The organism is Mesorhizobium sp. M0715, assembly GCF_040320355.1.
GTDB lineage: Bacteria > Pseudomonadota > Alphaproteobacteria > Rhizobiales > Rhizobiaceae > Mesorhizobium.
The window spans coordinates 187,558-209,717 of record NZ_JAMYPL010000008.1 but is presented as its reverse complement, the minus strand read 5'-3'; the positions used below and the strand labels follow the sequence as shown (position 1 = coordinate 209,717).

Below are 22,160 nucleotides of genomic sequence, written 5' to 3'. Positions count from 1 at the left end.
TGAGCTTCAAAGGGACGCGGCCAATGAGCAATCCTCCCAAATCAATCCTGGCCTTCGCAGCGGCATTGTTTGTGTCCGCGGCCACCGATGCCTCGGCCGAGACCGCGCACATATTCTGGAAGGATCTGCGTCCGGCTACGCAATCCGCCGCCGAAAACGTCGGGCTGCCGATGATCGCGGCAAAATTGCCCGACCATGGCGAGACGCTGTCCCTCAACCTGCAGGACAAAAGCATTCAGCTAGCCGGCTACGCATTGCCGGTCGATCGCGACGGCGATCTTGTCTATCAGTTCCTGCTGGTGCCGTGGACGGGTGCGTGCAGCCACATGCCAACGCCGCCCCCCAACCAGATCGTGCTGGTCACGCCGGCACGTCCCTACAAAATCTCCGAGGCCTATCAGCCGGTCGCGGTCACCGGCGCGCTGAAGCCGGACATGGAGAAGAGCCAGCTGTTCATCCTCGACGGCGTCAGCGTCATCCAGTCTGGCTACAGCGTCCGCAAGGCAGACGTGGTCGCCGTCGGCAGCGTACCGGACACCGTCACCCTGCCGGTCAATTCGCCCTGGAGTTTCCTCAACAAAAAGAAGAACTAAGCAGGACAACCTGCTGCAGCTCAGGCGGCGTTGGCACCCGATTCCTTGTCCAGCACCATGTAGTCGAGCGGGATTTCGGTCGTGTACTTGATCTGCTCCATGGCGAAGGACGACGACACGTCACGGATTTCGATCTTGGCGATCAGCCGCTTGTAGAAGGCGTCATAGGCGGCGATGTCTGGAACCACGACCCGCAGCAGATAATCGACGTCACCGCTCATGCGGTAGAACTCGACCACCTCGGGAAACTCCTGGATGACTTCCGAGAAACGCCGCAGCCATTCATGGCTGTGCGAATTGGTGCGGATCGACACGAAGACGGTGACGCGCACATTGACCTTTTCATGGTCGAGAATGGCAACGCGCCGCTTGATGACGCCTTCCTCCTCGAGCTTCTGGATGCGCCGCCAGCAAGGTGTTGTCGACAGCCCGACTTTCTTGGCGACGTCGGCGACCGCGAGTGTCGCGTCCTCCTGCAAAAGACGGAGAATTTTTCTATCGAGGCGGTCCATATTTTGCTCCCCAGGGGAATAGATTGGCTATACTCCCCCTTATTCCGACCTTTCACAAGAAAGAAATTCTGCCAATTGACGGAAAAGCGAGTGATTTCTTGCTGTAAGGTCAGCCGAGGCGATATCGGATTTCCGAACGCAGAAAAGGCAGCAAATCCATTTCAAACCATGGATTCTTCTTCAGCCAGCCGGTGTTGCGCCACGAGGGATGCGGCAGCGGCAGCACTTTCGGACCGACGGAATTCTCCCAGATGGAGCGCCAATCCATGACCGTTTCGGTCAGGGAGGGCCGGCGCGCCGCACCCATGTGCCAGGACTGCGCATAGATGCCGATCGTCAGCACCAGATCGATCCGTGGCATCGAGGCCATCAAAGGCGCGCGCCAGGCCGCCGCGCATTCGCGCCTCGGCGGCAGATCTCCCCCCTTGGCATCCTGGCCGGGAAAGCAGAAGCCCATCGGGACGATGGCGAATTTTTCGATGTCGTAGAATTCGTCGCTCGTCACGCCAAGCCAACTGCGCAGGCGGTCGCCGGAGGCGTCGGTGAACGGCATGCCAGACAGATGTACCTTGGTGCCGGGCGCCTGGCTGGCGATCAGGATACGGGCGCTGGACGAAGGGCGCAGTACTGGTCGTGGCTCATGCGGCAACGGCTTGCCGGCCGGATTTTCCACGCAGATACGGCAGGCGCGGACCCTGGCGACGAGGTTTTCGAGTTCAACAGTCATTCTCAGGCTGATGCGCTCGGCCGGCTGGAGACGGCCTGATGCCAGCGCAACACATTCGCGCAGTCATCCGGCACCTTGATGCGTGCCGGCTTCATGAAGTCGACGGCGATCAGGCCGGTGATGTCGGCGATCGAATAGCTGTCACCGGCGATGAACTCCCGGCTGCCCAGTTCGCCGTCCAGAAGCCTGAGGAACGCCACGGCCTTCGGCTTATTGGCCTCACCCCATTCGGGGACCTGCGGGATTTCCCATTCCTTCATGGCCGGATGGATGTGCCGGAAAGCCTGCGTGACGCAACTGAGCAAATTGAATTCCATCCGTCGCTGCCACATCTCGACCTGCGCCTTGCCGAGTGCGCCGCGCCCGAACAGGGCCGGTTCGGGATGCAGTTCCTCGAAATAACGGCAGATGGCGACGGATTCCGTGATGACGGTGCCGTCGTCGAGTTCCAGCACCGGCAGGCGTTGCAAGGGATTGCGCGAGCTGACCGCCTGTTGCCTGTGTTCGAGCGCCCCCATGTCGATGGGCACCTGCGGAACCTCGATGCCTTTCTCGGCCAGGAAAACGCGGACCCGCCGTGGATTGGGCGCCCGGCCCCCGTCGAAGAGTTTCATTCCATCCTCCTGTTCGTTCTCGGTTCCAGTTCCAGGACGCGTATCACCAGAAGCGAAAAATCTCGCGCACGGCATCGCCGATCGAGGCCAGTGTGCCGTGCTTCTTCTCGACGACTTCCCCGTGATGGCTGTCTCGCCAGTTCTGCGGCTGATCGAACGTTCCCGCCCAGATGCCGGCCTTTCCCGCCCGGGCGACGGCCTCCTCGCTCTCGAAGTCGCCATAGGCAACCGCCCAGCCGGCCTCGACCTGCGCGCGGTTGAGATTCTTGCCGCCGGCGGTGCAGTCGCCGAGCAGCCGGCCATAACGATCACGCTGCCAGCCGGTACAAGAGACGGGCTTGCCGGCGATCAGGCGAACGAGCGACTGACGCGCAAGCGTGCCGCAGGAATAGTCCGCGCCGTTCTTGCGGCAGGTCTGCGTATATTCTGGAGCATCGATGCCGCGCATGCGGATACGCTCGGTGCCAAGCGTGATCGAATCGCCGTCGTTGATGATTGCCACGCCTTGCGTCTTGCGTGTCTCCACCCGGTCGAGGCGGGCCGCCAGCAGGATCAGCAGTCCGAGGATGATGACGGCAAGCCCGTAATCCACCAGCCGGCGCCACAGGCTTCTGGGGCGCGCAACGTATCGCCGGCGCGGTCTTGGCGACCATGAGCGGCTCATATGGCAAACGGTTGGTTAATCATTCGAACGTAGCTTAACACTTGGAAACCGCTGCTCGCATAAATTGAAGTTTTGATGCCCTTGCAACGCTCGAACACAGCGGACAAGTTCATTGTGGACCGCAGGAAACCTCATCGCAACAGCGATGTGGCGCGCGCGGTGCGCAAGACGCGTGACCGTCTTTCGCAGCAGGCCGGCAATCCCGATTTCGATCGCGAACTGTTGAAGCTGCATGCCCGCGCGATGACCAGCGGCGCCATCGCCATCCCGCTTCTTGTCCTGTCGATCGCGGCGGCCGGCCGGCTGGCCGGAATCGGCAACGAGATCGGGCTCTGGGCGCTGTTCGCCCTGACCTGCTACACCATCGTTGCCTTCATGGCGCGGCGCATCGAGCGCACGGAAGCTTCCGACCTCAACCCTTCGCAAGCACGACGGGAATTCCTGATCGGCCATTTCCTTTGCGGTCTCGGCTGGGCATGGTTTGTGTGGCTTGGCTGCAGCGTCTGCGAGGTCGATCCGTTCCACATCGTCAAGGCCGTGGTGCTGTTGTTCGCCATGGCGGCGACCGCGGTGATGACCTCGTCTCTGCGCGGGGCGCTGTTGGCCACCTTTGCCGTTCCCGTGGCGCTCTACGCTTATGCCGGCGCCAAGCTATGGATGCCGGTCGAGGCGATCATGGCCGCGCTGCTGGTCATGTCGCTGCCGTTCTTCGCCTATGTGGCCCGGCATCTCAACCACTCGTCCCTGATGATGTTGTCGTTCCGCTCCGAAAAGGATGCGCTGATCGCCGAACTGGAGACGGCGAAATCGATGTCGGACGAGGCGCGGCGGCGGGCCGAAGACGCCAATCTGGCGAAATCGCGGTTCCTCGCTTCGATGAGCCACGAATTGCGCACACCGCTCAACGCCATTCTCGGTTTTTCCGAGGTGATGTCGAACGAGGTGCTGGGGCCGATGAGCAATCCCACCTATCGCGACTACGCCCATGACGTGCACGAATCCGGCCAGCATCTGCTCGACCTGATCAACGAGATCCTCGACCTCTCGCGCATCGAGGCCGGCCGCTACCAGCTCAACGAAGAGCCGGTGATGCTGCTTGGTATCGTCGAGGACTGCTGTCACATGATGGAGTTGAGGGCGCGCAACAAGGATATCCGGGTCGTCCAGGATTTCGAGCACGAACTGCCGCGCCTTTTCGCTGATGAGCGTGCGGTGCGACAGATCACGCTCAACCTTCTGTCGAATGCGATAAAATTCACCGCTACCGGCGGTGAAATCCGTGTCCGCGTTGGTTGGACGGCGGGCGGCGGACAATACATTTCGATCAAGGACAACGGTCCGGGCATACCGGAAGACGAGATCCCGATCGTGCTTTCCGCCTTCGGCCAGGGCTCGATCGCGATCAAGAGCGCCGAGCAAGGCACCGGGCTTGGCTTGCCGATCGTGCAAGGGCTGCTCGCCATGCATGGCGGCGAGTTCGAGCTTCATTCCAAGCTGCGCGAAGGGACCGAGGCGATCGCCATCTTTCCGCTGAGCCGGGTGATGGAGGAACTGCCAGCACTGCCGACAGCGGCGGTGGCGGCTCGACGACGGTAAGCGTCGCGGCGAACTGTGTCGATGGCCAGCAAGAAGGACGGCGCCCCACGATGGCAGAAGGTGATTGGCACGTCGTTGGCATAGAGATCCACTCGGACCGCCTTCGCTTGAGGCTGTTTACAGCCGACGACGCTGAAGACCTCTTTTTCGCCATCACTCCCGCCATCACCCGTTTCATGCAGTGGGAACCACCTCGATCACTGGCGGCCTTTGCCAAAGTATGGCGATCCTGGCTGACGCCAATCCAGGACGGATCGGATTTGCACTTTGTTGTGCGTGCATTGGCGGACGATCGCTGTCTGGGACTTGTCGGCCTTCATGCAGCGAAGACCGTGTGTCCCGAACTCGGGATCTGGATCAGGGAAGACGCTCAAGGAAACGGCATTGGCCAAGAGGCAATTGCTGCTGTCGCGGAGTGGGCTTCCGAGGCACTTGAACCGGACTGCTTCGAATATCCGGTTGCCGAAAGGAACGTGGCCAGCAGAAGAATAGCGGAACGCCTTGGAGGCGTAATAGTCGGCGGCCGCTCCAACCCAAAATACAACACTGTCGTCTATCGCATTCCCAATCTCCGGCGCTAATACCTCAAGACTCTAGCCGCGTACTGCCGCAGCCATGCCCGAACTGGTCAGCGCGGCGGCCTTGACCAGCCCCGCGGCAAGGGCGGCCCCTGCCCCTTCGCCATGGCTGATGCCCAAATCGAGCAACGGGCGCAGGCCGAGCCGTTGGGCGGCGCGTGCATGCGCAGGCTCTGGCGACAGGCTGGCCAGCAGGCAATGATCGAGCGCGGTGGGATTGACGCCATGCAGTACCGCTGCGGCTGCCGTGGCGGCCAATCCGTCGAGCAGCAGCGGGATTTTCTGCATCCGCGCGGCAAGGATGGCGCCGGCGATTGCTGCGAATTCACGGCCGCCGACCCGGCGCAGCGCCTCGAGCGGGTCGCCGAGATGGCCGTCATGAAAAGCCAGCGCAGCATCGACCACGTCGGCCTTGCGTGCCTGCATGGCCGCATCGGCCCCCGACCCCGCGCCGACCCAGTCGGCGCCCCTGCCCCCGAACAGCGCCGCAAACAGGGTGGCGGCGACGGTGGAGTTGCCGACGCCGAGATCGCCGAGACACAAAAGGTCGGTGCCGCCGGCGATCGCTTCCATGCCGAAGGCCATGGTGGCGGCACAGCCACGCTCGTCGAGCGCAGCATCCTCGGTGATGTCGGCGGTCGGGATGTGCAGGGCGAGATCGAAGACCTTCAGTCCGAGATCGTTGGCGATGCAGATCTGGTTGATCGCGGCACCTCCGGCGGCGCAAAGCTCGACCGCATTGGCGGTCGCCGCCACCGGCCGTGGCGAAATGCCGTGGCGCGTGACGCCGTGATTGCCGGCAAAGACCGCCATCAGCGGTCTTGTCACCGCGGGCGGGGCCCGCCCGCTCCAGGCTGCCAGCCAGGCGGCGATGTCCTCGATACGGCCAAGCGAATTGCCTGGTTTGTCGGCCTTGGCAAACAGCATGCGCACGCGGGTCTCGGCTGCCGTGTCGGCCGTCGGCAGATTGGCCAACAGGTTGCGAAAATCGTCGAAAGGCAGTGCGCTGGTCATCTTGTTGTCGATCATTCCCTGGAGTTGGTGAGCGGCATAGCCGCCTTGCGAGGTTGGCACAACCTCCGGGATGATGGGCCTGCATTTGACGCAAAGCCGGCCCCGAAGGGCGCAATCGCGAGGGCTTGCATTGGCTTTGCCGTTGCACCATGTGGAGGTGGAACAAGGGATTCCGGATGGAAGCCCAAGAGAAAGTCATGACGGTCATCGAATCCCCGTGCATCCTGGTCTGTTCGATCGACATGAAAACCGGCTTCTGTTTCGGTTGCGGCCGCACGCGCGAGGAAATCGGCGCCTGGATCGGGATGACGACGGAAACGCGCCGCAGCGTCATGGCGCAATTGCCGGCCCGGCTGGAAACGGTCGAGCGCCGGCCGCGCCGGGAAACGCGCCGCACCCGCATGACGCGCGAACGCGACGCGCTATCGTGAGGTGCGGATGAGCCGGTTGTTCTGGATCTTGACGGCCGCGATCGGGGTGGGAGCAGTCCTGCTCATGCTCAACGATTCCGCCGGCAGCACGCTCGGCGTCGAGAACAACGATTTCAGCCGACTGATCTGGCTCGGCGCCTTTGGCGCCCTTGTCGGCGCCGGCCTGCTTCGCTCGGGCCGGCCCCTGGGCGCCATGGCCCGCAACCTCGGCGCCTGGGCGGCGATCGCACTCGCGCTGATCGCTGGCTACCAATATCGCTATGAGTTGCAGGATGTCGCCAGCCGGGTGACCGCGGGCCTTGTTCCCGGCAGCCCGCTTGCGCTCGGCGTCGAAGACGGTCACGCCACGGTGACGCTCGACAAGGCCGACAACGGCCATTTCGAAGCGCGCATCCTGGTCAACGGCAACCCGGTCCGGGCCGTGGTGGATACGGGTGCAACCAGCACCGTGCTGACGTCACAGGATGCGCAGGCCGCCGGATTCAATCCGGCCGCGCTCAACTACACCATACCGGTTTCGACCGCTAACGGCATGGCACGCGCCGCGGCCGTGAAAACCGATCAGATTGCGATCGGCGGCATCATGCGCAGGGATATGTCGGTGATGATCGCCGCACCCGGCATGCTCAGCCAGAGCCTGCTCGGCATGAACTTCATCGGTTCATTGTCGGGTTTTGACGTGCGCGGCGACCGCATGATCCTCAGGGATTGATCCCCAAAACTCAAGCCGCTTCGGCTGCTGCTCCACCGAACTCGACGGCCGCGAAAGCCGTCTTCAGCACGTCCGGGCCGGCGCCGGGTTTTGTCGCGTCGGTGGACAGGATCTGCCGGTAGCGGCGCGCACCGGGCAGGCCATGGAACAGTCCGACCATATGGCGGGTGACATGGCCAAGCCGGCCACCCTGCTCGATATGGCGTGCCGCATAGTCCGCCATGGTATCGATCAGCGCGGCAAAATCGAACGGCTCGGACTGGACGCCGTAGAAAGCGGCATCGACGCCGGCCAGAATGCCGGGCGTGTGGTAGGCGGCGCGGCCAAGCATGGCGCCGTCGACGTGACCGAGATGCGCCTGGGCCTCTTCAATCGACTGAATTCCACCATTTATGCCTATGAATTTGTTGTTCTTTTTTGCCTTCAGTCGATAGACTCTGCTGTAATCGAGCGGCGGGATGTCTCGGTTTTCCTTGGGACTCAGCCCTTCCAGCCACGCCTTGCGTGCATGCACCCACAACGCGTCGGCGCCGGCATCGAAAACCCCATCCGCCAGCGCATCGAGGGCTGGTTCCGGGTCCTGCTCGTCGACGCCGATGCGGCATTTGACGGTGACGGGAATTGTCACCGCCGCCTTCATCGCTGCGACGCAGCCGGCGACGAGGTCCGGCACCTTCATCAGGCAGGCGCCGAACGTGCCCGACTGAACGCGGTCCGACGGACAGCCGACATTGAGGTTGATCTCGTCATAGCCAAAAGCCTCGCCGATGCGGGCAGCCTCGGCGAGCTTTTCACGATCAGAGCCGCCGAGCTGCAGCGCGACCGGATGTTCCGTCGCATCGAAGCCGAGCAGCCGCTCGCGCGCGCCGTGAATGACCGCGTCGGCCACCACCATCTCGGTGTAAAGCAGTGCATGGCTCGTCAACTGGCGGTGGAAGAACCGGCAATGCCGGTCCGTCCAGTCCATCATCGGGGCTATGGCTATCCTAAACCTTTGATACTCTTGCATATTTAGTAACTTCAATAGGTTAAATCGTATCGTATGAACTCTATCACGTGCCATGATAGGCCAAGCCGCAAATTCGGCGGATGACTGGCTGGCGCGACGGCGTGCGGCGCGACTAGCTCAATCGCAGGGGTAGCTTATAGGTCGACCTGGCCGGAATTGCCAACGCGTCATCTGCTTTCGATGCCTGGGCGGAGGATGGAACCCTCCAGTTTCGTATGATGGTGTCTGCGCCAAAGATGTGGCTAGGAACTGGGAAGGCCAGCCCTCGACAGCATCTCAAGGAACCGGGAATGGTGATGATCCTTCACATAGCGCGGCACAAAGCCAGGGCAGACATTGCTCAGATTGAGATGCGGAAGTTGTGACAGGCAATGGTGGATGGCTCGGGACGCTTCTTCGTTGTTCCCGGTGGCCGACGCGGTCGCGGCCCAATAAAGGGCACCGCGAACGAAGCCCGGCTTTGTCCTGACCACTTTGCGGGCGGCTTCGAGCGCCCGCTGGTTGTCTCCGCCAGCGAAGAGCGCCACAACCAGGCCGTGGTGGCGCCAGAAGTCGATCACATCGTGCGTTCCGAGCCGGATTGCTTCGTTGGCCTCGCGCACCGCTTCGTCGACCTGTCCGCGCAACGCAAAGAGCATCGAAATATCGCCGTGGCCAGTCGGGTAGCTTGGGTTGAGGCTGATCGCGTGGCGGCATTCGGCGATCGCCTCGTCGATACGACCGCAACTTTCGAGAGCGAACGACAAGATACATCGGGCAATTTCATCGTCCGGCACCGCGCGCACCGCAGCTTCCGCAAGCTCGACCGCACGCTCGATCACCCCTCGCTCCCGAGGCAGCGCACCAAACGCCACGCCCATGGATATTACGATCGAGAGCGTCCGCTTTGCACGAGCGTTGTCGGGACCTATCGAGAAGGCCTTCTCGGCAAGCTCAATCCCGATCAAAAGTGAGTCCCGAGTCATCTCAAAATATTTCATGAGGGCTTCGTTGACCAGCCTGCGCACTTCAGGGGTCCCCGGCGGGCTTTTGTCTCGAACCTTCCAGTTGGTCAGTTGAAGTTCGAGGATCACGGCAAGAACAACAGACTGTGCGATCCTGTCCTGGAATTCGAGCGCGTTCTCGGAGTGGCCGTCGAACTTCTGGGCCCAGACGTGGTGGCCGCCGGCGGCGTCGACGAGCTGGACATTTACCCTCAACCCATTGCCAGATCTCTGGACGCTGCCGCTGAGCATATATCGCGCCCGGAGTGTCCCTGGCGTCTTGGCTTCTTCGCCTGGGCCGCTCTTCTCGGGCGGAAGCGCGGCGAGCACGACATAATCGGCCACTTCGGAAAGGGCCGTCGTGATGTCCTGGACAAGTCCCTTGGCGAAAAAGTCGTCGCCTTGCTTTCCAGTCAGATTGACGAAGTCGGCAACGCTGATGGACGGACGCCCAAGGCGCTGGCTGGCCGGAACACCACTTGTCGACTGCACATTTGAAGCGTCATCGGCGGCAAGCAACAGAGATTGCCAAAGCGCCCGCGTTTCAGTGCCGGCTTCGACGCCGAACTCCTTCTTCAGCATGCTTCTGCAAGCTTCGTATGTCCTGATTGCCCTGTCGCGTTGCCCGCATGCGAGCAGCAATTCCATCTTGAGCCGATAGGATTCTTCCCGTGTCGGTTCCATGCTCAGAATACGATCGGCCAGGATCAGCCCGGCATCGGGGTCGACGAGACGGGCCAGTTTTTCGAAGGACTCAAGCGCGCGGCCGAGCAGCCTGTCGCGTTCCGATGTGATCCAGTCATCGAACGCATTGCTTCCCAGATAAAGCCCGTCGAGGAAGGGCCCGGTGTAGTTCGCCAAGGCCTTCGCGAGGTCCTGAGCGGAACGGGCCGAGAGACCCGTTTCGAACTTCTCCACGTCGATTTGAAAGGCCTCTGGCCTCAGGGCGATCAGCTCACCGCTGGAATGGATGAGATCCACCCCTTCTCGCGCCAGATCCTGGCGCAGGACACTGAGGGCTTGCCGAAGGCTGTTGCGCGAATGTTCGCCGTCACTGTCGCCCCATAGGAGGTCAGCCAGCCTCTCCCGCGTCGCCGCCATGCCCGGACACCGGGCCAGATAGGCGATGATTGCCGGCCCTCGTTTCCCGGTCAGCCGAAGCGGACCGGCCGTTTCATTTTCAATCCGGAAACCGCCGAAGAGTGAGATTCTATTTGCAGCGCCCCTGTCCTCACTTTGCATTTGCTATCCCAGCCTGACGAAATCCTAACTCAAAACTAACGCTTCGCAACAGTCGGCCTTCGCGCTCAAGCGCTGCCGTAACGGCAGGCTGTTTAGGCTTTGCTAAATTAAAGTGACCAAGTCAACGAAAGGCTTGGTTCGAGGGGGACGCGTGTCCAGGACAAGAGCCAATTTGCTGCTGCTATTCGCAGCCGCTTTGTGGGGCTTCGGCAATGTCTCGCAAAAGATGGTGCTTGTGCATCTCGACGCGCTGAGTGCGGTGGGTCTGCGCTGCCTGATCGGCGGCCTGCTTGTGTTGCCCTTTGTCTTGATGGAGAGGCGGCTTCCGCTCGGGCCGGACTATTTTTCCAGCTTGGCCAAGGTGTGCGCGCTGTTTGCCATCTCCATCACGCTCCAGCAGCTTTGCTATCTCGGCGCCTCCGTCACCAATGCGAGCTTCCTGGTCAGCACGGCAACGGTAATGACACCGCTGGCCGCCTGGTTTCTCATAGGCGAACGTCCGACGCCGAGTCTCACGGTCGCCGCCGGGCTGACCGTTGTTGGAGCCCTGCTGTTGTCGGATGGGATCGCCGGGCTCATCAGCGGCGATCTCACCGCTGTCCTCTCGGCTGCCTGCTATGCGCTCTGGGCAGTCGAGCTGGGCCGGCACATGCAGGTGCATGCGCGGCCGTTCACCGCAGCTGCGACACAGTTCTTCGGCGCCGCAGCCTTCGCCCTGCCGCTCGGCGCAATGCAAGGCAATCTGTCGTTGGCCGCCGCATTCGCAGCCGGCCCGGAACTGGCGATCCTCGGCGTGTTCTCCACTGCGATTGCCTTCGGCATACAGACGGTTGCCCTCCGCTTTACGCCGGCCAGCCACGCCGCCGTGATCGTCAGCGCAGAAAGCGTTTTCGGGGCGCTGGGCGCGGCGATCTTTCTCGGCGAGCGGAGCTCGTCCGCGAGCGCATTGGGTGCCGCCATCATTCTGGGTGCGATCCTGTCCGTGGCACTGTCGAACCGAGCGCCGCAGGCACGCACGTCCTTGCGAACCGCTTCGGTTCAACCCTCCGACGGGGCCCCTGCCTTTGCAGCTGCCGCCGCAAATTGGGCAGGCGATCGTCACCCCAACAATTCAGGTCCAGTGGAGGAATGTGATGACCCTTGCCGGTGATGCGAAACCTATTCCGGCCCCGGCTGCCGCCCGACACGGGGCCAGTGGCGTCGATCAGCCAGGCGGCGGTGGCCTTGCCGATGGCGGCAGGACTTGTCGTGGGGGCGCAGTGATGGACGCGCGGACGATCCTTCTTCCTATCGCACATTTGGTTTCGGCGCTTCGCGCCCGCATGAAGGGACCGGGCGGCTATTACAACAGCGGTAACGCGCTCGGCCTCATTGTCGGTCTCGCGATCCAGATTGCTACCGCGCCGGTCGGCTTGCATGAGGGAAGCAGCGTCACCATGGCGGTGATCGAATATTTCGCCGGCAGCCATGGCACTGTTGCGCTGACCTTGACCACCCTGGTCTTCTTCTGGGGCGGCGAGGCCTATCACCGGGCCTGGGCAAGGCCGGATGCTCCCGATCCCACCCTCAACCGTCTGGGCGACTTCCTGTCGGGTCTGGGTGCGATCGGACTCGGTATTGCCCTGTTGCTGCTCGGCGATCCATTGCTTGCGGCGACCTCTGGCCTGCTCCATGCCCTGGGCAAATTCGGCAGCACCTTCCACAGGCCCGGCACGCCAATTCCGATGTGGCCGGCCGCTTGGCCCGATCCGTTCCGCAGTGCGGTGCTCGCCAGCCGGTTGCCGGCAATGCTGGCGACGACCGTCGCCCTCGGCCGAGCTCTGCCGGAGGTCTGGTCGGGCGGGTCCTTCGCGGCACTCGCCATGCCGCTGACCTTGCTCGGCTGTTATCTTTTGTGGACCAAGGCCGATCTGCTGCTGTTCGGGGTGGGTGCCAAGGCGCCCCGCCAAATTTCCACATGTTGAGCTCGCTTTTTGAAACGACCGGATGTCGAGATGGAGAATGACATGTTTGGCAGTGTATATCATCAGGACGCCGCCCCCCTATCCTTTCGTGAACGGGTACGGACGAAAGGTTGGGGCATTCTGACGCCGGTCAGTTCAATCTCGAGAGTGACAGGAATAGTCGCAGCTTCGATGTTTTGGGCGATCTCTGCCCATGCCGCGAACGTTGACGTCGCCATCGTGTTCGCGGTCGACTTCTCGTCGTCGATCGATCCAAAGATCGCCGATATGCAACGCGAGGGACATGCCGCGGCACTCACCTCGCCAGAGATCATCGCCGCTATCAGCCGGAATTACGTTGGCTGCATCGGCGTTGCCTATTTTGAATGGTCGAGCCCCGGACACGCACGCGTCGTGCTGCCCTGGACAAGCATCTGCGGACTGGAAGATGCCAAAGCGGCGGCAGCGGTGATCAGCAGGAAAGGCGATACCGGCTTCATCCGCAGAGGGCGTGGCGGAACATCCGTTTCCTCGGCTATCGACATCGGCAGTCTCCTGCTCGACCGGTTCCCGGGAAAGGCGGCCAAGAAAGTCATCGATATCTCTTCCAACGGCGAGAACAACGACGGGCTTCCCGTCCAGCCGAGCAGGTCGAACGCCATAGCCAAGGGATATACGATCAACGCCATCGCCATCCCGACGGAGGATGAGAATCCCGGCGAACCTCTGGCATCCTATTTTGCCAAATCGGTGATTGGCGGTTCCCAAGCCTTCGTCATGACGCCAAAGGGGCCAGACGACTACACCATGGCGCTTCGCCGCAAGCTCGTGACCGAAGTAAGCATGAACGACCGTCCGCTGTGAAAGTGTGCCATGCAGGACGAACTTTCGATGCGTCAAACCGAGCGCGGCACAAGGTCCCGCGCCTTGCAGCGCGGGACCTTGTGGGGACCGTCAGGACAACAGCCTATCGCCGCAACGCGTGTACGCTTGCCTTGCTTTCGCCGGGCACCGGCAACGCCATGTCGTCATCGAGAAGACGCGTGATGCGGGCAAAGCCGGTGAACGCTTTCCTTGCTTCCTCGGCCGACATCTGGCCCGACAAGGCGGCCGAGCAACAATTCAGCGCGCACTGATAAACCGGACCGCGCCGTCCCGTCGGCCATTTCCGCAAGAACATCATGGCTTCGGCAACACTATCGATTTCTTCCAAAGGGTGTCCCTGCCCGCGCGAAATCCGCACGGGCGAAAAGAAATGCAATTGATCCATCGCTTCCTCCCGGTCGACCGCAATGCGCTCGATCGAACCCCACCAAACGCGCCAATAGCCAGTTGGTTCCCGGCAAAAATGGAATTTTTTAGAAATCTGTCAGGCGAAGGCGATCACCCGTGCGGTGGTGAGTGTCGCCTACATCGTGGGGAAGTGGCAGGCGACTTTGCGACCGGGCCGGTATTCCCGTAACTGCGGCCGCTCCGAACGGCAGCGCTCCGCCGCGATCGGGCATCGGGGATGGAAACGGCAGCCGGTTGGAGGGTTCAGCGGGCTCGGTACGTCGCCGGTGAGGATGATGCGCTTGCGCGTCCCACCGGGCGTCGTCTCCACGACGGGAACCGCCGAGATCAGCGCCTGGCTATAGGGATGGGCTGGTGCTGCAAACACTTCTTCCGCCGGCCCTTCTTCGACGATCGAGCCGAGATACATGACCGCGATGCGGGTTGAAACCTGACGTACCACAGACAGGTCGTGGGCGATGAAGATGTAAGTGAGGTTGAGCTTCTCCTGCAGATCGGCGAGCAGGTTGACGATTTGCGCCTGCACCGACACGTCGAGCGCAGAGACGGGTTCGTCCAGGACCACAAGGTCCGGATTCAATGCAATAGCCCGCGCGATGCCGACGCGCTGGCGTTGTCCGCCGGAAAATTCGTGCGGAAACCGCATGACGTGATCCGGCAGCAAGCCGACAAGGTCGAACAGTTCCGCCACGCGTTTGGTGATCTCGCTCGACGAGAGCCTGCCATGGATGCGCAGCGGCTCGGCCACCAGGTCGCCGACGCGCCGGCGCGGATTGAGCGATGCCGACGGATCCTGGAAAACCATTTGCAGGCGCCGCCGCAGCGGCCTGAGTTCAGACAGCGACTTCGAGGTGATGTCGTTGCCTTCGAACAGAAGCTCGCCGTCCGATATGTCGTAGAGCCTCACCAGACAGCGCGCCAGCGTGGACTTGCCGCATCCGGATTCGCCGACCAGCCCAACCGTCTCGCCGCGCCACACGGTCAGGGAAACATTGTCGACCGCATGGACGGTTCGCTTGCCCTCGGCAGAAAAGCGGCTGCCGATGGAAAAGCGCTTGCCCAGCGAACGCGTCTCGAGGATTGGGCGGTTCTTGTCGATCATCGGTCCGCTCATGCCTGTGCCACCCTGAAGCATGCCGCGGCATGGGTGCCGCTCCCGAGATCGGGCTTGCCGGCCTCGCAGGGTTCGTAGTGAACTGGACACCGCGGACCGAACGCACAGCCCTGCGGCAGTCGCAGCAATGATGGCGGCGAACCGGGAATGGCCGGCAGGCGCCGCGGTTTTTCGCCGGTCAGCGGCGGGATCGAACCCAGCAGCGCGCGCGTATAGGGGTGTCGCGGATCGGAAAACAGCTCCGCGCGACTGCCGCGCTCCACCACGCGGCCGGCATACATGACCATGACCCGGTCGGCGAGTTCGGAGACCACGCCCATGTCATGCGTGATGAAGACGACCGCCGACTTGTGCGTCGCGCGCAGCTTGCGCACCAGATCGAGAATACCGGCCTGTACGGTGACGTCAAGCGCCGTGGTCGGTTCGTCAGCCACCAGCAGCGCCGGATTGCAGGACAAAGCCATTGCGATCACCGCCCGTTGACGCATGCCTCCGGACAGTTGGTGCGGGTAGCGCGACATCGCCTCGTGCGGGTTCGGAAAATTCACCTCGGCCAGCAGTTCCTCGACGCGCTCCATCGCCTTGGACTTGCTGATGTTGCGATGCGCGCGGATCTGTTCGGCGATCTGCCAGCCGATCGTGTAGACAGGCGTCAATGCGGTCATCGGATCCTGGAAGATCATCGCGATCTCGTTGCCGCGCAGCCGCCTGAGTTCGCGTGCGGGCAGTCCCACGAGTTCGCGGCCCTTGTAGCGGATCGACCCTTCGATGGTGGCGTTGGGATCGGTGATGAGACCCATGACGGCCAGCAGCGACACGGTCTTGCCGGAACCGGACTCACCGACGACACCGAGGATCTCGCTCTCCTCGAGGTCGAAGGAAACGCCATCGATGGCCCGCACCAGGCCATCATTTGTGCGGAAGGAAACTCTGAGGTCGCGCACCGACAGTATCATGATGTCCTCAGGCGCGGATCGAGAAGGATGTAGACGAAATCGACGACCGCATTGGCGATAACCACGAACATGGACGCATACATCACCGTCGCCATGATCATCGGCAGATCGAGATTCTGCAGAGCGTCATAAGTGAGCTTGCCGATGCCGTGCAGCCCGAACACCACCTCTGTGAGCAAGGCCGAGCCTCCCACCAGCGCGCCGAAATCCAGGCCGAACAGAGTGACGAAGGCGATGAGCGACGTGCGCAAGGCATGGCGCAGCAGGATGCGGGTTTCCGACAGCCCCTTGGCCCGGGCCGTGCGGATATAGTCTTCCTGCAGCGATTCGATGATTGCCGCGCGCAGCACGCGCCCGTAAATGCCGATATAGAGAATGGACAGTGTGATCCAGGGAATGACCAGGGTCAGAAACCAGCCCTTCGGATCGTCGGAGAAATTCTTGTAGCCGAGCGGTGGCACCCAGGAGAACGCCCAGCTGTCGTGGTAGCGGCTCTGGGTGATCAGGTTCATCACTTCGCCCAGCCAGTACACCGGCATCGAAATACCGAGCAGCCCCAGCGCCATCAGCAGCTTGTCCAGCCAGCTGCCGCGCGTGGCGGCGGCGGCGATGCCGATGATGATGGAGACGACCACCCACAGGATCGCCGCTCCGAACACCAGCGAGAGTGTAACCGGGATCGAATCCATGACCGCCGGCACCACCTTCCAGCCACGATTGACGAAGGAGGTCAGATCGCCGGTGACGAAGATCTTCTCCATCATCGTCACATATTGCACGTAGAGCGGCCGGTCGAAGCCGAAGCTGTGGCGTACCGCCTCCAGCACTTCGGGCGATGCATTGCGGCCGGCGATGCGCGCCGCCGGGTCGGCGCCCGGCGTTGCGAAGAAAATCAGGAAGACGATGACCGAGATGCCGAACATCACGAACAGCATCTGGCCGAAACGGCGCAGGATGGCGTAGATCATCAGTCGCGCCCCAGCCGAACCTTGGAGCGCGGGTCGAGCGCGTCGCGCAGGCCGTCGCCGAAGACATTGAGCGCCATGACGGAAACCGCGATCGCCAGCCCCGGCACCAGCGCCACCAATGGCCTGGTGTAAAGCAGCGCCTGCCCGTCCTGGATGATGGTGCCCCAGCTCGCGGCGGGTGGCTGCACACCGATCGAAAGGAAGGAAAGCGCTGATTCCGTAAGCATGTTCAGCGCCATCATCAGCGGCACGAAGACGATGAGCGTGGTGGTGACGTTGGGCAGGATGTCGCGCCACAAGATGCGCCATCCCGGCACGCCCAGATTGATCGCGGCCAGCACGAACTCGCTTTTACGCAGTGCCAGAACCTGCCCGCGGATTGGGCGGGCCACATAGGGCACGTAGACGGTGCCGATGATGATGACAGGCAGCCACAGACTGCCGGACTCGATCTGGATCGGACCGATCGTGATGCCATGCGCGATGGTGACGATGGAGAGCGAAATCGCCAGCAGATAGATCGGGAACGCCCACAGTATGTCGAGGAAGCGCGACAGCACCGTGTCGGTGACGCCGCCGAAATAGCCGGCGATCAATCCCGCCGCCGTGCCCAGGATCAGGGTGAAGATGGTGGCTGCTCCGGAGATCAACAACGAGCTCAGCCCGCCATAGAGCATCCTGGCCATGACATCGCGGCCCTGGCTGTCGGCGCCGAGGAAATAATTGCCCAGCCGCCAGGTCGGGCCGAGCGGTGTGTAGCCAAGCCCAAGCCCCTCCGTCGATTGTTCCATCACCGGAACGTCGGCACCGTCGATCTGGATAACGGCGTCGAGCGTCGAGGCGAAGGGATCCACGCCTGCCCATTTCGCATAAAGAGGCGCACTGAGGCAGGCAAGGACGATGAGGAGGAACACGGCCAGCGACGCCATGGCAGCCCTGTCCCTTGCCAGCTTCGCAAACGCGACGGCCCAGGGCCCTCGCGTCTTGCGCGGCGCGGCGACAGCTACGTTCGACACCGACGTGCCCCTCCGCGGTTCGTTACTGTACCCAGGATTGGGTGATCATCCAGTTGAACTGCCGGTTGAACTTGAAATTGCCGAGACGTTTGCTGACAAAGTCGAGCCGCTTCGGCGTGAAGAGGCCAACGGCGGGTGCCTTGTCGGTGACTTGCCTGTCGATTTCAGCCCACATTTTGTCGGCGGCTTTCTGGTCGGTGACGCCGAGGTCCAATGCTTTTTGCATCTTGGCGTCGATTTCCTTGTCGCAGAAGCCGGCGATGTTGATCGAGGCGTCCGAACCTTCACGGAAGGAGGCGCAGCTGAACAGGATGTTCAGGAAGTCCGAAGCCGCCGGATAGTCCTTGTACCACTGGGTGACGGACATCTGCACCTTGTTGTTGGTGTTCTGGATGTAGGTGAACTGGATGTTCGACGAGATCGGCTTGACGTCGGCGACATAGCCGATGCTGGTCAGCACGCTCTGCAGATAGACACCGATGGACCGCGAAATGGCGGTGTCCTCGACGATGATCGTCACCTTCTGGCCCTTGGTGCCGGAGTCCTCGACGAGCTGCTTTGCTTTGTCGAGATCAGGAGCCGACCATTTGGCGCCCGGATTTTTGGGTGAAGGGGCAATAGTCTTCATGGCCGGGGAAATCCGGGGGCAGGACCTGACAGACCGGCGAGGCCAGCACCTTGCCGCCGAACAGCTTGACCAGCGTGTTGCGATCGATCGCATAGGCAACGGCCTGGCGGGCTTTTTCATTGTCGAAGGGTGCGAGACGGTTGTTCAGCGGCGCGTACCACCAAGCCGAAAGCGGTGAGATGTGCAGCTGGTCCATGGACTTGCTGCCCAGTTCGCCCAGGCGATCGCTGGGCAGAGCGTCGAACATCCAGTCCGCTTCGCCGTTCTGGATCGCGGTGACGGCTGCCTCTTCGGATAGGCCGAAATCATATTGAACGACATCCGGATAGCCGTCCGGCTGGGCTTCTTCGCTCCACTGCTTGAAATTGGGGTTGCGGGAAACCGTCATGCCCTTATTGGGGTCGAAGGCGGAGATCATGTACGCGCCGGTGCTGGGAATGGGCTTGGAACCCATGTCTTCGGCGGGCGTTTCCGCCGGCAGGACCACGGCATGCGGCAAGGCAAGCTTGTAGAGCAGCTCGGCATCCGGCTTGGTGATGTTGATGGTGATGGTGCCGGCCGCTTCGTCGCCGACAACGCCGCCTTCCAGCGTGCAGCTCTTGGTGTCGGCCAGGCATTTGTCCGCGCCGACGATGCCAGCATAGAACGTGCCGGAGGTGGGTCCGGAAACCTTGAAGATGCGCTGGAAGGAAGCGACGACGTCCTTCACGCCAAGATCCTGGCCGCTGGAGAACTTGATGCCCTTGCGCAGCTTGAAGGTGAAGGTCTTACCGTCATTGCTGACCTGCGGCAGGGCCTCGGCCAGATCGGGAACGATGGTGAAGCCGTCCATGCCCTCGGCCTTGCGGAAGGCCACCAGGCCGTCATAGATCGGCTGGTACATCTGCCAGCCCTGGTCCGTGTAATTGATGTGCGGATCGAGCGTTCCGGCCGCGGAGCGGGCCAGCAGGCGGATGGTGCCGCCCCGGTGCTCCTTGAGATATTCGGCCTGTGCCGGGGCCAGCCATGTACCGGCCAGCAATGCCGCGGCTGTTGCCGCCAGAAGCAGTTTCTTCATGTCTTGATTCCCCTTTTTTCAGTTATCGTTGTGGTCCAGGAAGTCTCCCACCACCCGCATGCACGCATCTTGCTCTTCGACATGCGGCATGTGGCTGGAATGCTCGAATATCTCCCAGCGAGACCCCTTGATGCCGTCCTTGTAGGGCTGCACGGTCGCGGGCGTGGCCTCGTCGTGACGTCCGGAGATGATCAATGTGGGAACATCGATGGCCGGCAGGCGCTCGACGATGCTCCAGTTCTTCAGCGTTCCGATGACATGGAACTCGTTCGGCCCATTCATCAGATTATAGACGGTCGGATTGCGCACGACCTGGGCGAAACTTTCCGTGACTTCGGGCGGGAAAGGCACGACCCGGCAGACATGCCGCTCGTAGAACACCATCGTCGCCGCCTGGTACGCCGCATCGTCCGTCGTGCCGGCCTGCTCGTGCCAGGTCAGAGTCTCCTGCACATCGGCGGGCAGATCCGCACGCAACCGGTTGGCCTCTTCGACCCACAGCTTCATGGACGCCGGTGAGTTGGCAATGGTCAGCGATTTCAGACCCTGCGGCCGCGTCACGGCATATTCGGCGCCCAGCATGCCGCCCCAGCTCTGGCCGAGCACGTGGAAGCCCGCCCGAATGCCGAGGTGGTCGATCAGGTTTTCAAGCTCGTCGATGAACAGCCCAGGTGTCCAGAAATCGGCGCCTTTCTCAGGCAGCAAGGTGGAATTGCCGCAGCCCAACTGGTCATAATGAATGACGGCGCGATCCCTTCGCGCAAGAAGGTTGTAGGCATCGACATAATTGTGGGCGACGCCCGGGCCGCCATGCAGGATCACCACCGGCGCCTTTTCGCCACCGAGTTCGCCACTGACCCGATACCAGGTCTCGTAGGCACCGAAAGCGCCCCGTCCTTCCATGCCGATGATCTCAGATGACATCCCAGTTCCCAGTGCGGTTGAAGGCATCTTGTATTTGTCCGTGACGACGGGGGCCTAACTCATGTTGCGGGTGACCTGCACCCACTCTTCCAGCATCTGCACGCCAAATGCCGTGGCACCTTGCCTGCCGAGAGGCCGATCGGTGTCGGTCAGTTCCTTGCTGGCGATGTCGAGATGCACCCAGGGGCGGTCTTCAGTGAAGTGACGCAGGAAGGCCGCCGCATAGGGAGCGTCGCCGTCTTCCATGTCCTTGGCATGATGCCGCAGGTCCGCGAACGGCGATTGCAGACCCTCATCATAGGCCCGGTCGAGCGGCAGCCGCCAGAACCGTTCGCCGACCGCTTCTCCGGCCGCGATCATCTGTGACGCGATGGCATCGTCGGTGCTGAACAGGCCGGCGAATATCGACCCCAGGCCACGCGTCACCGAATAGGTCAGCGTCGCCAGATCGACGATCACCGAAGGGTTGAAGCGCGTGGCTGCATAGTGGAGGCAGTCGGCCAGAAGCAGGCGTCCTTCCGCATCCGTGTCGAACACTTCCACGGTCTGTCCGGACGCCGTCGTGATGATGTCGCGCGGTTTGAGCGCGGTGCCGGATGGCATGTTCTCGGCGATGCCGAGAACACCGACAACATGTACCGGGCTGCCTTGCCGGGCGAGCGCGATCAGCAGGCCGACCACAGCGGCCGCTCCGCCCATGTCGGCTTTCATGTCGAACATTTGCGCTCCGCCCTTGATGCAGAGGCCTCCCGAATCGAAGCAGACGCCCTTGCCGACGAAAGCGAGTGGTTGAGCGGGCGCACCCTTGCCCCGGTAACGCAGGACAGCGACCCGGGGCGGGCGCGCCGAGCCCGATCCAACAGCAAGAAGCGCGTTCATGCCGAGCTCCTTCAGTTGCGCGGCATCGAGCATTTCGATGTCGATGCCGGCTTCACGCAGCGGCTCCAGATGATCGTGGAAATTGTCGGGATGGAGATGGTTCGGCGGCAGGTTGACCAGGGTGCGTGCATATTCCACGCCGTCGGCGATGGCATTGATCCGCGCCAGCGCCGCGGTCAGATCCGGGCCGCCGGCCCCGACCAGTTTCACCCGCAAGGTTCGATCCGCTCCTGCTCCTTGCCGCCGGTTGCGCATGTCGAAACGATAGCGGCGTAGCCGCATGCCGAGCGCGACACGCGCCAGGATTTCGGCTCCGGGCAGGTCAACGCCGGCGATGGGGTCCAGGACCAGCGTGGCCGCGCATTCTCCCTTGCCCTCCAGATGCGCGGCAAGCAGACCGCCGGCGCGTGCCAACGACAGGGCGGTTACCGTTTCAGCTTTGCCCAAGGCCAGGACGACCACGCGCTTGGTCGATACGGCCTGAGGAGCAATAAGATCGATGCAGGTGCCGGATTCGGCCAAGGCGGCCGGGTCGGAGCAGGCGCGAGAGAAAATCCCGCTCATCTCGGCATCCAGGGCGACTGCCCGCGGGCCAAAGCCCGTGTGGGCAGTTTGCAAAATCACGACGACAGAGGCTTCGGCGGAAATCTCGTCCGCGGTCTCGAAAACCGGCGCTGGCGATTGAGGCATAGGCTGGCGCTCTCTCC

At 62.3% G+C, this 22,160-nt stretch carries 24 protein-coding genes; 8 read left to right on the top strand and 16 right to left on the bottom strand.

The genetic code is table 11. The features are described from left to right. The first annotated feature begins 23 nt into the window (after positions 1 to 23). Entirely contained in the window at positions 24 to 593 is a 570-nt protein-coding gene (locus tag NKI21_RS12975; RefSeq protein WP_023813946.1) for a DUF3299 domain-containing protein, read from the top strand. A gap of 20 nt (positions 594 to 613) precedes the next feature. Here NKI21_RS12975 and NKI21_RS12970 read toward each other — a convergent pair whose 3' ends face one another. The 4 genes from NKI21_RS12970 to NKI21_RS12955 all read right to left on the bottom strand — a co-directional run bounded on the left by NKI21_RS12970 (position 614) and on the right by NKI21_RS12955 (position 3,110). Next, positions 614 to 1,105: an Lrp/AsnC family transcriptional regulator gene (locus NKI21_RS12970; protein ID WP_006205209.1), complete on the bottom strand. Its 492-nt coding sequence runs from the start codon at positions 1,103 to 1,105 to the stop codon at positions 614 to 616. A 109-nt stretch (positions 1,106 to 1,214) separates the two neighbouring features. Beyond that, a complete protein-coding gene (locus NKI21_RS12965) occupies positions 1,215 to 1,895 on the bottom strand; it encodes a uracil-DNA glycosylase family protein (RefSeq protein ID WP_128303649.1) in 681 nt (226 codons plus the stop codon). Beyond that, positions 1,835 to 2,446, bottom strand: a complete 612-nt coding sequence (locus tag NKI21_RS12960; protein ID WP_352442421.1) for a glutathione S-transferase — start codon at positions 2,444 to 2,446, stop codon at positions 1,835 to 1,837. The genes NKI21_RS12965 and NKI21_RS12960 overlap by 61 nt, the downstream gene beginning before the upstream one ends. Positions 2,447 to 2,489: 43 nt before the next feature. Continuing rightward, positions 2,490 to 3,110 (bottom strand): thermonuclease family protein, encoded by a 621-nt coding sequence (locus NKI21_RS12955; protein ID WP_127297290.1) that lies wholly within the window; start codon positions 3,108 to 3,110, stop codon positions 2,490 to 2,492. Positions 3,111 to 3,185: 75 nt separating this feature from the next. On the opposite strand from NKI21_RS12955, the gene NKI21_RS12950 reads away from it, so the two are divergent. Then, a complete protein-coding gene (locus NKI21_RS12950; RefSeq protein WP_352442420.1) occupies positions 3,186 to 4,706 on the top strand; it encodes a sensor histidine kinase in 1,521 nt (506 codons plus the stop codon). Positions 4,707 to 4,756: 50 nt separating this feature from the next. Continuing rightward, positions 4,757 to 5,287, top strand: a complete 531-nt coding sequence (locus NKI21_RS12945) for a GNAT family N-acetyltransferase (protein WP_352442419.1) — start codon at positions 4,757 to 4,759, stop codon at positions 5,285 to 5,287. Between the two features lie 12 nt (positions 5,288 to 5,299). On the opposite strand, the gene NKI21_RS12940 is transcribed toward NKI21_RS12945, so the two are convergent. Further along, positions 5,300 to 6,298, bottom strand: coding sequence for a nicotinate-nucleotide--dimethylbenzimidazole phosphoribosyltransferase (locus NKI21_RS12940; protein WP_352442446.1), 999 nt, complete (start codon positions 6,296 to 6,298; stop codon positions 5,300 to 5,302). Positions 6,299 to 6,495: 197 nt separating this feature from the next. Here NKI21_RS12940 and NKI21_RS12935 point away from each other — a divergent pair, with 197 nt between their 5' ends. Together NKI21_RS12935 and NKI21_RS12930 are read left to right on the top strand one after the other, a co-directional pair. After that, positions 6,496 to 6,729, top strand: coding sequence for a DUF1289 domain-containing protein (locus tag NKI21_RS12935; RefSeq protein WP_352442418.1), 234 nt, complete (start codon positions 6,496 to 6,498; stop codon positions 6,727 to 6,729). A gap of 7 nt (positions 6,730 to 6,736) precedes the next feature. After that, the gene (locus tag NKI21_RS12930; protein ID WP_352442417.1) at positions 6,737 to 7,441 is read left to right on the top strand and encodes a TIGR02281 family clan AA aspartic protease; all 705 of its coding nucleotides are present in this window, start codon (positions 6,737 to 6,739) and stop codon (positions 7,439 to 7,441) included. Between the two features lie 10 nt (positions 7,442 to 7,451). Here the strand turns inward: NKI21_RS12930 and dusA are convergent, their stop codons facing one another. Both dusA and NKI21_RS12920 read right to left on the bottom strand, forming a co-directional pair. Further along, complete coding sequence (gene dusA / locus NKI21_RS12925) at positions 7,452 to 8,450, bottom strand: tRNA dihydrouridine(20/20a) synthase DusA (protein ID WP_023813937.1); 999 nt, start codon at positions 8,448 to 8,450, stop codon at positions 7,452 to 7,454. A gap of 242 nt (positions 8,451 to 8,692) precedes the next feature. Beyond that, positions 8,693 to 10,675: a BTAD domain-containing putative transcriptional regulator gene (locus tag NKI21_RS12920; RefSeq protein WP_352442416.1), complete on the bottom strand. Its 1,983-nt coding sequence runs from the start codon at positions 10,673 to 10,675 to the stop codon at positions 8,693 to 8,695. Positions 10,676 to 10,826: 151 nt separating this feature from the next. Between NKI21_RS12920 and NKI21_RS12915 the strand changes: the two genes are divergently transcribed. From NKI21_RS12915 to NKI21_RS12905, 3 genes are all read left to right on the top strand, one after another. Beyond that, positions 10,827 to 11,825: a DMT family transporter gene (locus NKI21_RS12915; RefSeq protein ID WP_352442415.1), complete on the top strand. Its 999-nt coding sequence runs from the start codon at positions 10,827 to 10,829 to the stop codon at positions 11,823 to 11,825. Beyond that, positions 11,809 to 12,639, top strand: coding sequence for a hypothetical protein (locus NKI21_RS12910; protein WP_245273307.1), 831 nt, complete (start codon positions 11,809 to 11,811; stop codon positions 12,637 to 12,639). Before NKI21_RS12915 ends, NKI21_RS12910 begins: the two co-directional genes overlap by 17 nt. Positions 12,640 to 12,810: 171 nt before the next feature. Further along, on the top strand, positions 12,811 to 13,482 hold the full coding sequence (locus NKI21_RS12905; RefSeq protein WP_164892905.1) for a DUF1194 domain-containing protein: 672 nt from the start codon (positions 12,811 to 12,813) through the stop codon (positions 13,480 to 13,482). Positions 13,483 to 13,585: 103 nt separating this feature from the next. Here the strand turns inward: NKI21_RS12905 and NKI21_RS12900 are convergent, their stop codons facing one another. The 9 genes from NKI21_RS12900 to NKI21_RS12860 form a co-directional block, all read right to left on the bottom strand. Next, positions 13,586 to 13,888 (bottom strand): DUF982 domain-containing protein, encoded by a 303-nt coding sequence (locus NKI21_RS12900; RefSeq protein WP_352442414.1) that lies wholly within the window; start codon positions 13,886 to 13,888, stop codon positions 13,586 to 13,588. A gap of 138 nt (positions 13,889 to 14,026) precedes the next feature. Beyond that, positions 14,027 to 15,013, bottom strand: a complete 987-nt coding sequence (locus NKI21_RS12895) for an ABC transporter ATP-binding protein (RefSeq protein ID WP_127397497.1) — start codon at positions 15,011 to 15,013, stop codon at positions 14,027 to 14,029. Between the two features lie 8 nt (positions 15,014 to 15,021). Then, the gene (locus tag NKI21_RS12890; RefSeq protein WP_013531724.1) at positions 15,022 to 15,981 is read right to left on the bottom strand and encodes an ABC transporter ATP-binding protein; all 960 of its coding nucleotides are present in this window, start codon (positions 15,979 to 15,981) and stop codon (positions 15,022 to 15,024) included. Continuing rightward, the gene (locus NKI21_RS12885) at positions 15,978 to 16,949 is read right to left on the bottom strand and encodes an ABC transporter permease (RefSeq protein ID WP_023813929.1); all 972 of its coding nucleotides are present in this window, start codon (positions 16,947 to 16,949) and stop codon (positions 15,978 to 15,980) included. The genes NKI21_RS12890 and NKI21_RS12885 overlap by 4 nt, the downstream gene beginning before the upstream one ends. Further along, entirely contained in the window at positions 16,949 to 17,965 is a 1,017-nt protein-coding gene (locus NKI21_RS12880) for an ABC transporter permease (RefSeq protein WP_352442413.1), read from the bottom strand. The genes NKI21_RS12885 and NKI21_RS12880 overlap by 1 nt, the downstream gene beginning before the upstream one ends. Before the next feature lie 22 nt (positions 17,966 to 17,987). Further along, entirely contained in the window at positions 17,988 to 18,593 is a 606-nt protein-coding gene (locus NKI21_RS12875) for an ABC transporter substrate-binding protein (protein WP_352865831.1), read from the bottom strand. After that, positions 18,538 to 19,650, bottom strand: a complete 1,113-nt coding sequence (locus NKI21_RS12870) for an ABC transporter substrate-binding protein (protein ID WP_352865828.1) — start codon at positions 19,648 to 19,650, stop codon at positions 18,538 to 18,540. Before NKI21_RS12870 ends, NKI21_RS12875 begins: the two co-directional genes overlap by 56 nt. An 18-nt stretch (positions 19,651 to 19,668) precedes the next feature. Beyond that, positions 19,669 to 20,574, bottom strand: a complete 906-nt coding sequence (locus NKI21_RS12865; RefSeq protein ID WP_352442411.1) for a proline iminopeptidase-family hydrolase — start codon at positions 20,572 to 20,574, stop codon at positions 19,669 to 19,671. Positions 20,575 to 20,628: 54 nt separating this feature from the next. Then, complete coding sequence (locus tag NKI21_RS12860) at positions 20,629 to 22,143, bottom strand: leucyl aminopeptidase (protein WP_352865824.1); 1,515 nt, start codon at positions 22,141 to 22,143, stop codon at positions 20,629 to 20,631. Between the last annotated feature and the right edge of the window lie 17 nt (positions 22,144 to 22,160).

Coding starts and splice junctions, on each gene's coding strand:
- NKI21_RS12975 (WP_023813946.1), top strand. CDS start 24: ATGAGCAATCCTCCCAAATCAATCCTGGCCTTCGCAGCGGCATTGTTT.
- NKI21_RS12970 (WP_006205209.1), bottom strand. CDS start 1,105: ATGGACCGCCTCGATAGAAAAATTCTCCGTCTTTTGCAGGAGGACGCG.
- NKI21_RS12960 (WP_352442421.1), bottom strand. CDS start 2,446: ATGAAACTCTTCGACGGGGGCCGGGCGCCCAATCCACGGCGGGTCCGC.
- NKI21_RS12955 (WP_127297290.1), bottom strand. CDS start 3,110: ATGAGCCGCTCATGGTCGCCAAGACCGCGCCGGCGATACGTTGCGCGC.
- NKI21_RS12950 (WP_352442420.1), top strand. CDS start 3,186: ATGCCCTTGCAACGCTCGAACACAGCGGACAAGTTCATTGTGGACCGC.
- NKI21_RS12945 (WP_352442419.1), top strand. CDS start 4,757: ATGGCAGAAGGTGATTGGCACGTCGTTGGCATAGAGATCCACTCGGAC.
- NKI21_RS12940 (WP_352442446.1), bottom strand. CDS start 6,298: ATGACCAGCGCACTGCCTTTCGACGATTTTCGCAACCTGTTGGCCAAT.
- NKI21_RS12935 (WP_352442418.1), top strand. CDS start 6,496: ATGACGGTCATCGAATCCCCGTGCATCCTGGTCTGTTCGATCGACATG.
- NKI21_RS12930 (WP_352442417.1), top strand. CDS start 6,737: ATGAGCCGGTTGTTCTGGATCTTGACGGCCGCGATCGGGGTGGGAGCA.
- dusA (WP_023813937.1), bottom strand. CDS start 8,450: ATGCAAGAGTATCAAAGGTTTAGGATAGCCATAGCCCCGATGATGGAC.
- NKI21_RS12920 (WP_352442416.1), bottom strand. CDS start 10,675: ATGCAAAGTGAGGACAGGGGCGCTGCAAATAGAATCTCACTCTTCGGC.
- NKI21_RS12910 (WP_245273307.1), top strand. CDS start 11,809: ATGACCCTTGCCGGTGATGCGAAACCTATTCCGGCCCCGGCTGCCGCC.
- NKI21_RS12905 (WP_164892905.1), top strand. CDS start 12,811: ATGTTTTGGGCGATCTCTGCCCATGCCGCGAACGTTGACGTCGCCATC.
- NKI21_RS12900 (WP_352442414.1), bottom strand. CDS start 13,888: ATGGATCAATTGCATTTCTTTTCGCCCGTGCGGATTTCGCGCGGGCAG.
- NKI21_RS12895 (WP_127397497.1), bottom strand. CDS start 15,013: ATGATCGACAAGAACCGCCCAATCCTCGAGACGCGTTCGCTGGGCAAG.
- NKI21_RS12890 (WP_013531724.1), bottom strand. CDS start 15,981: ATGATACTGTCGGTGCGCGACCTCAGAGTTTCCTTCCGCACAAATGAT.
- NKI21_RS12885 (WP_023813929.1), bottom strand. CDS start 16,949: ATGATCTACGCCATCCTGCGCCGTTTCGGCCAGATGCTGTTCGTGATG.
- NKI21_RS12875 (WP_352865831.1), bottom strand. CDS start 18,593: ATGAAGACTATTGCCCCTTCACCCAAAAATCCGGGCGCCAAATGGTCG.
- NKI21_RS12870 (WP_352865828.1), bottom strand. CDS start 19,650: ATGAAGAAACTGCTTCTGGCGGCAACAGCCGCGGCATTGCTGGCCGGT.
- NKI21_RS12865 (WP_352442411.1), bottom strand. CDS start 20,574: ATGTCATCTGAGATCATCGGCATGGAAGGACGGGGCGCTTTCGGTGCC.
- NKI21_RS12860 (WP_352865824.1), bottom strand. CDS start 22,143: ATGCCTCAATCGCCAGCGCCGGTTTTCGAGACCGCGGACGAGATTTCC.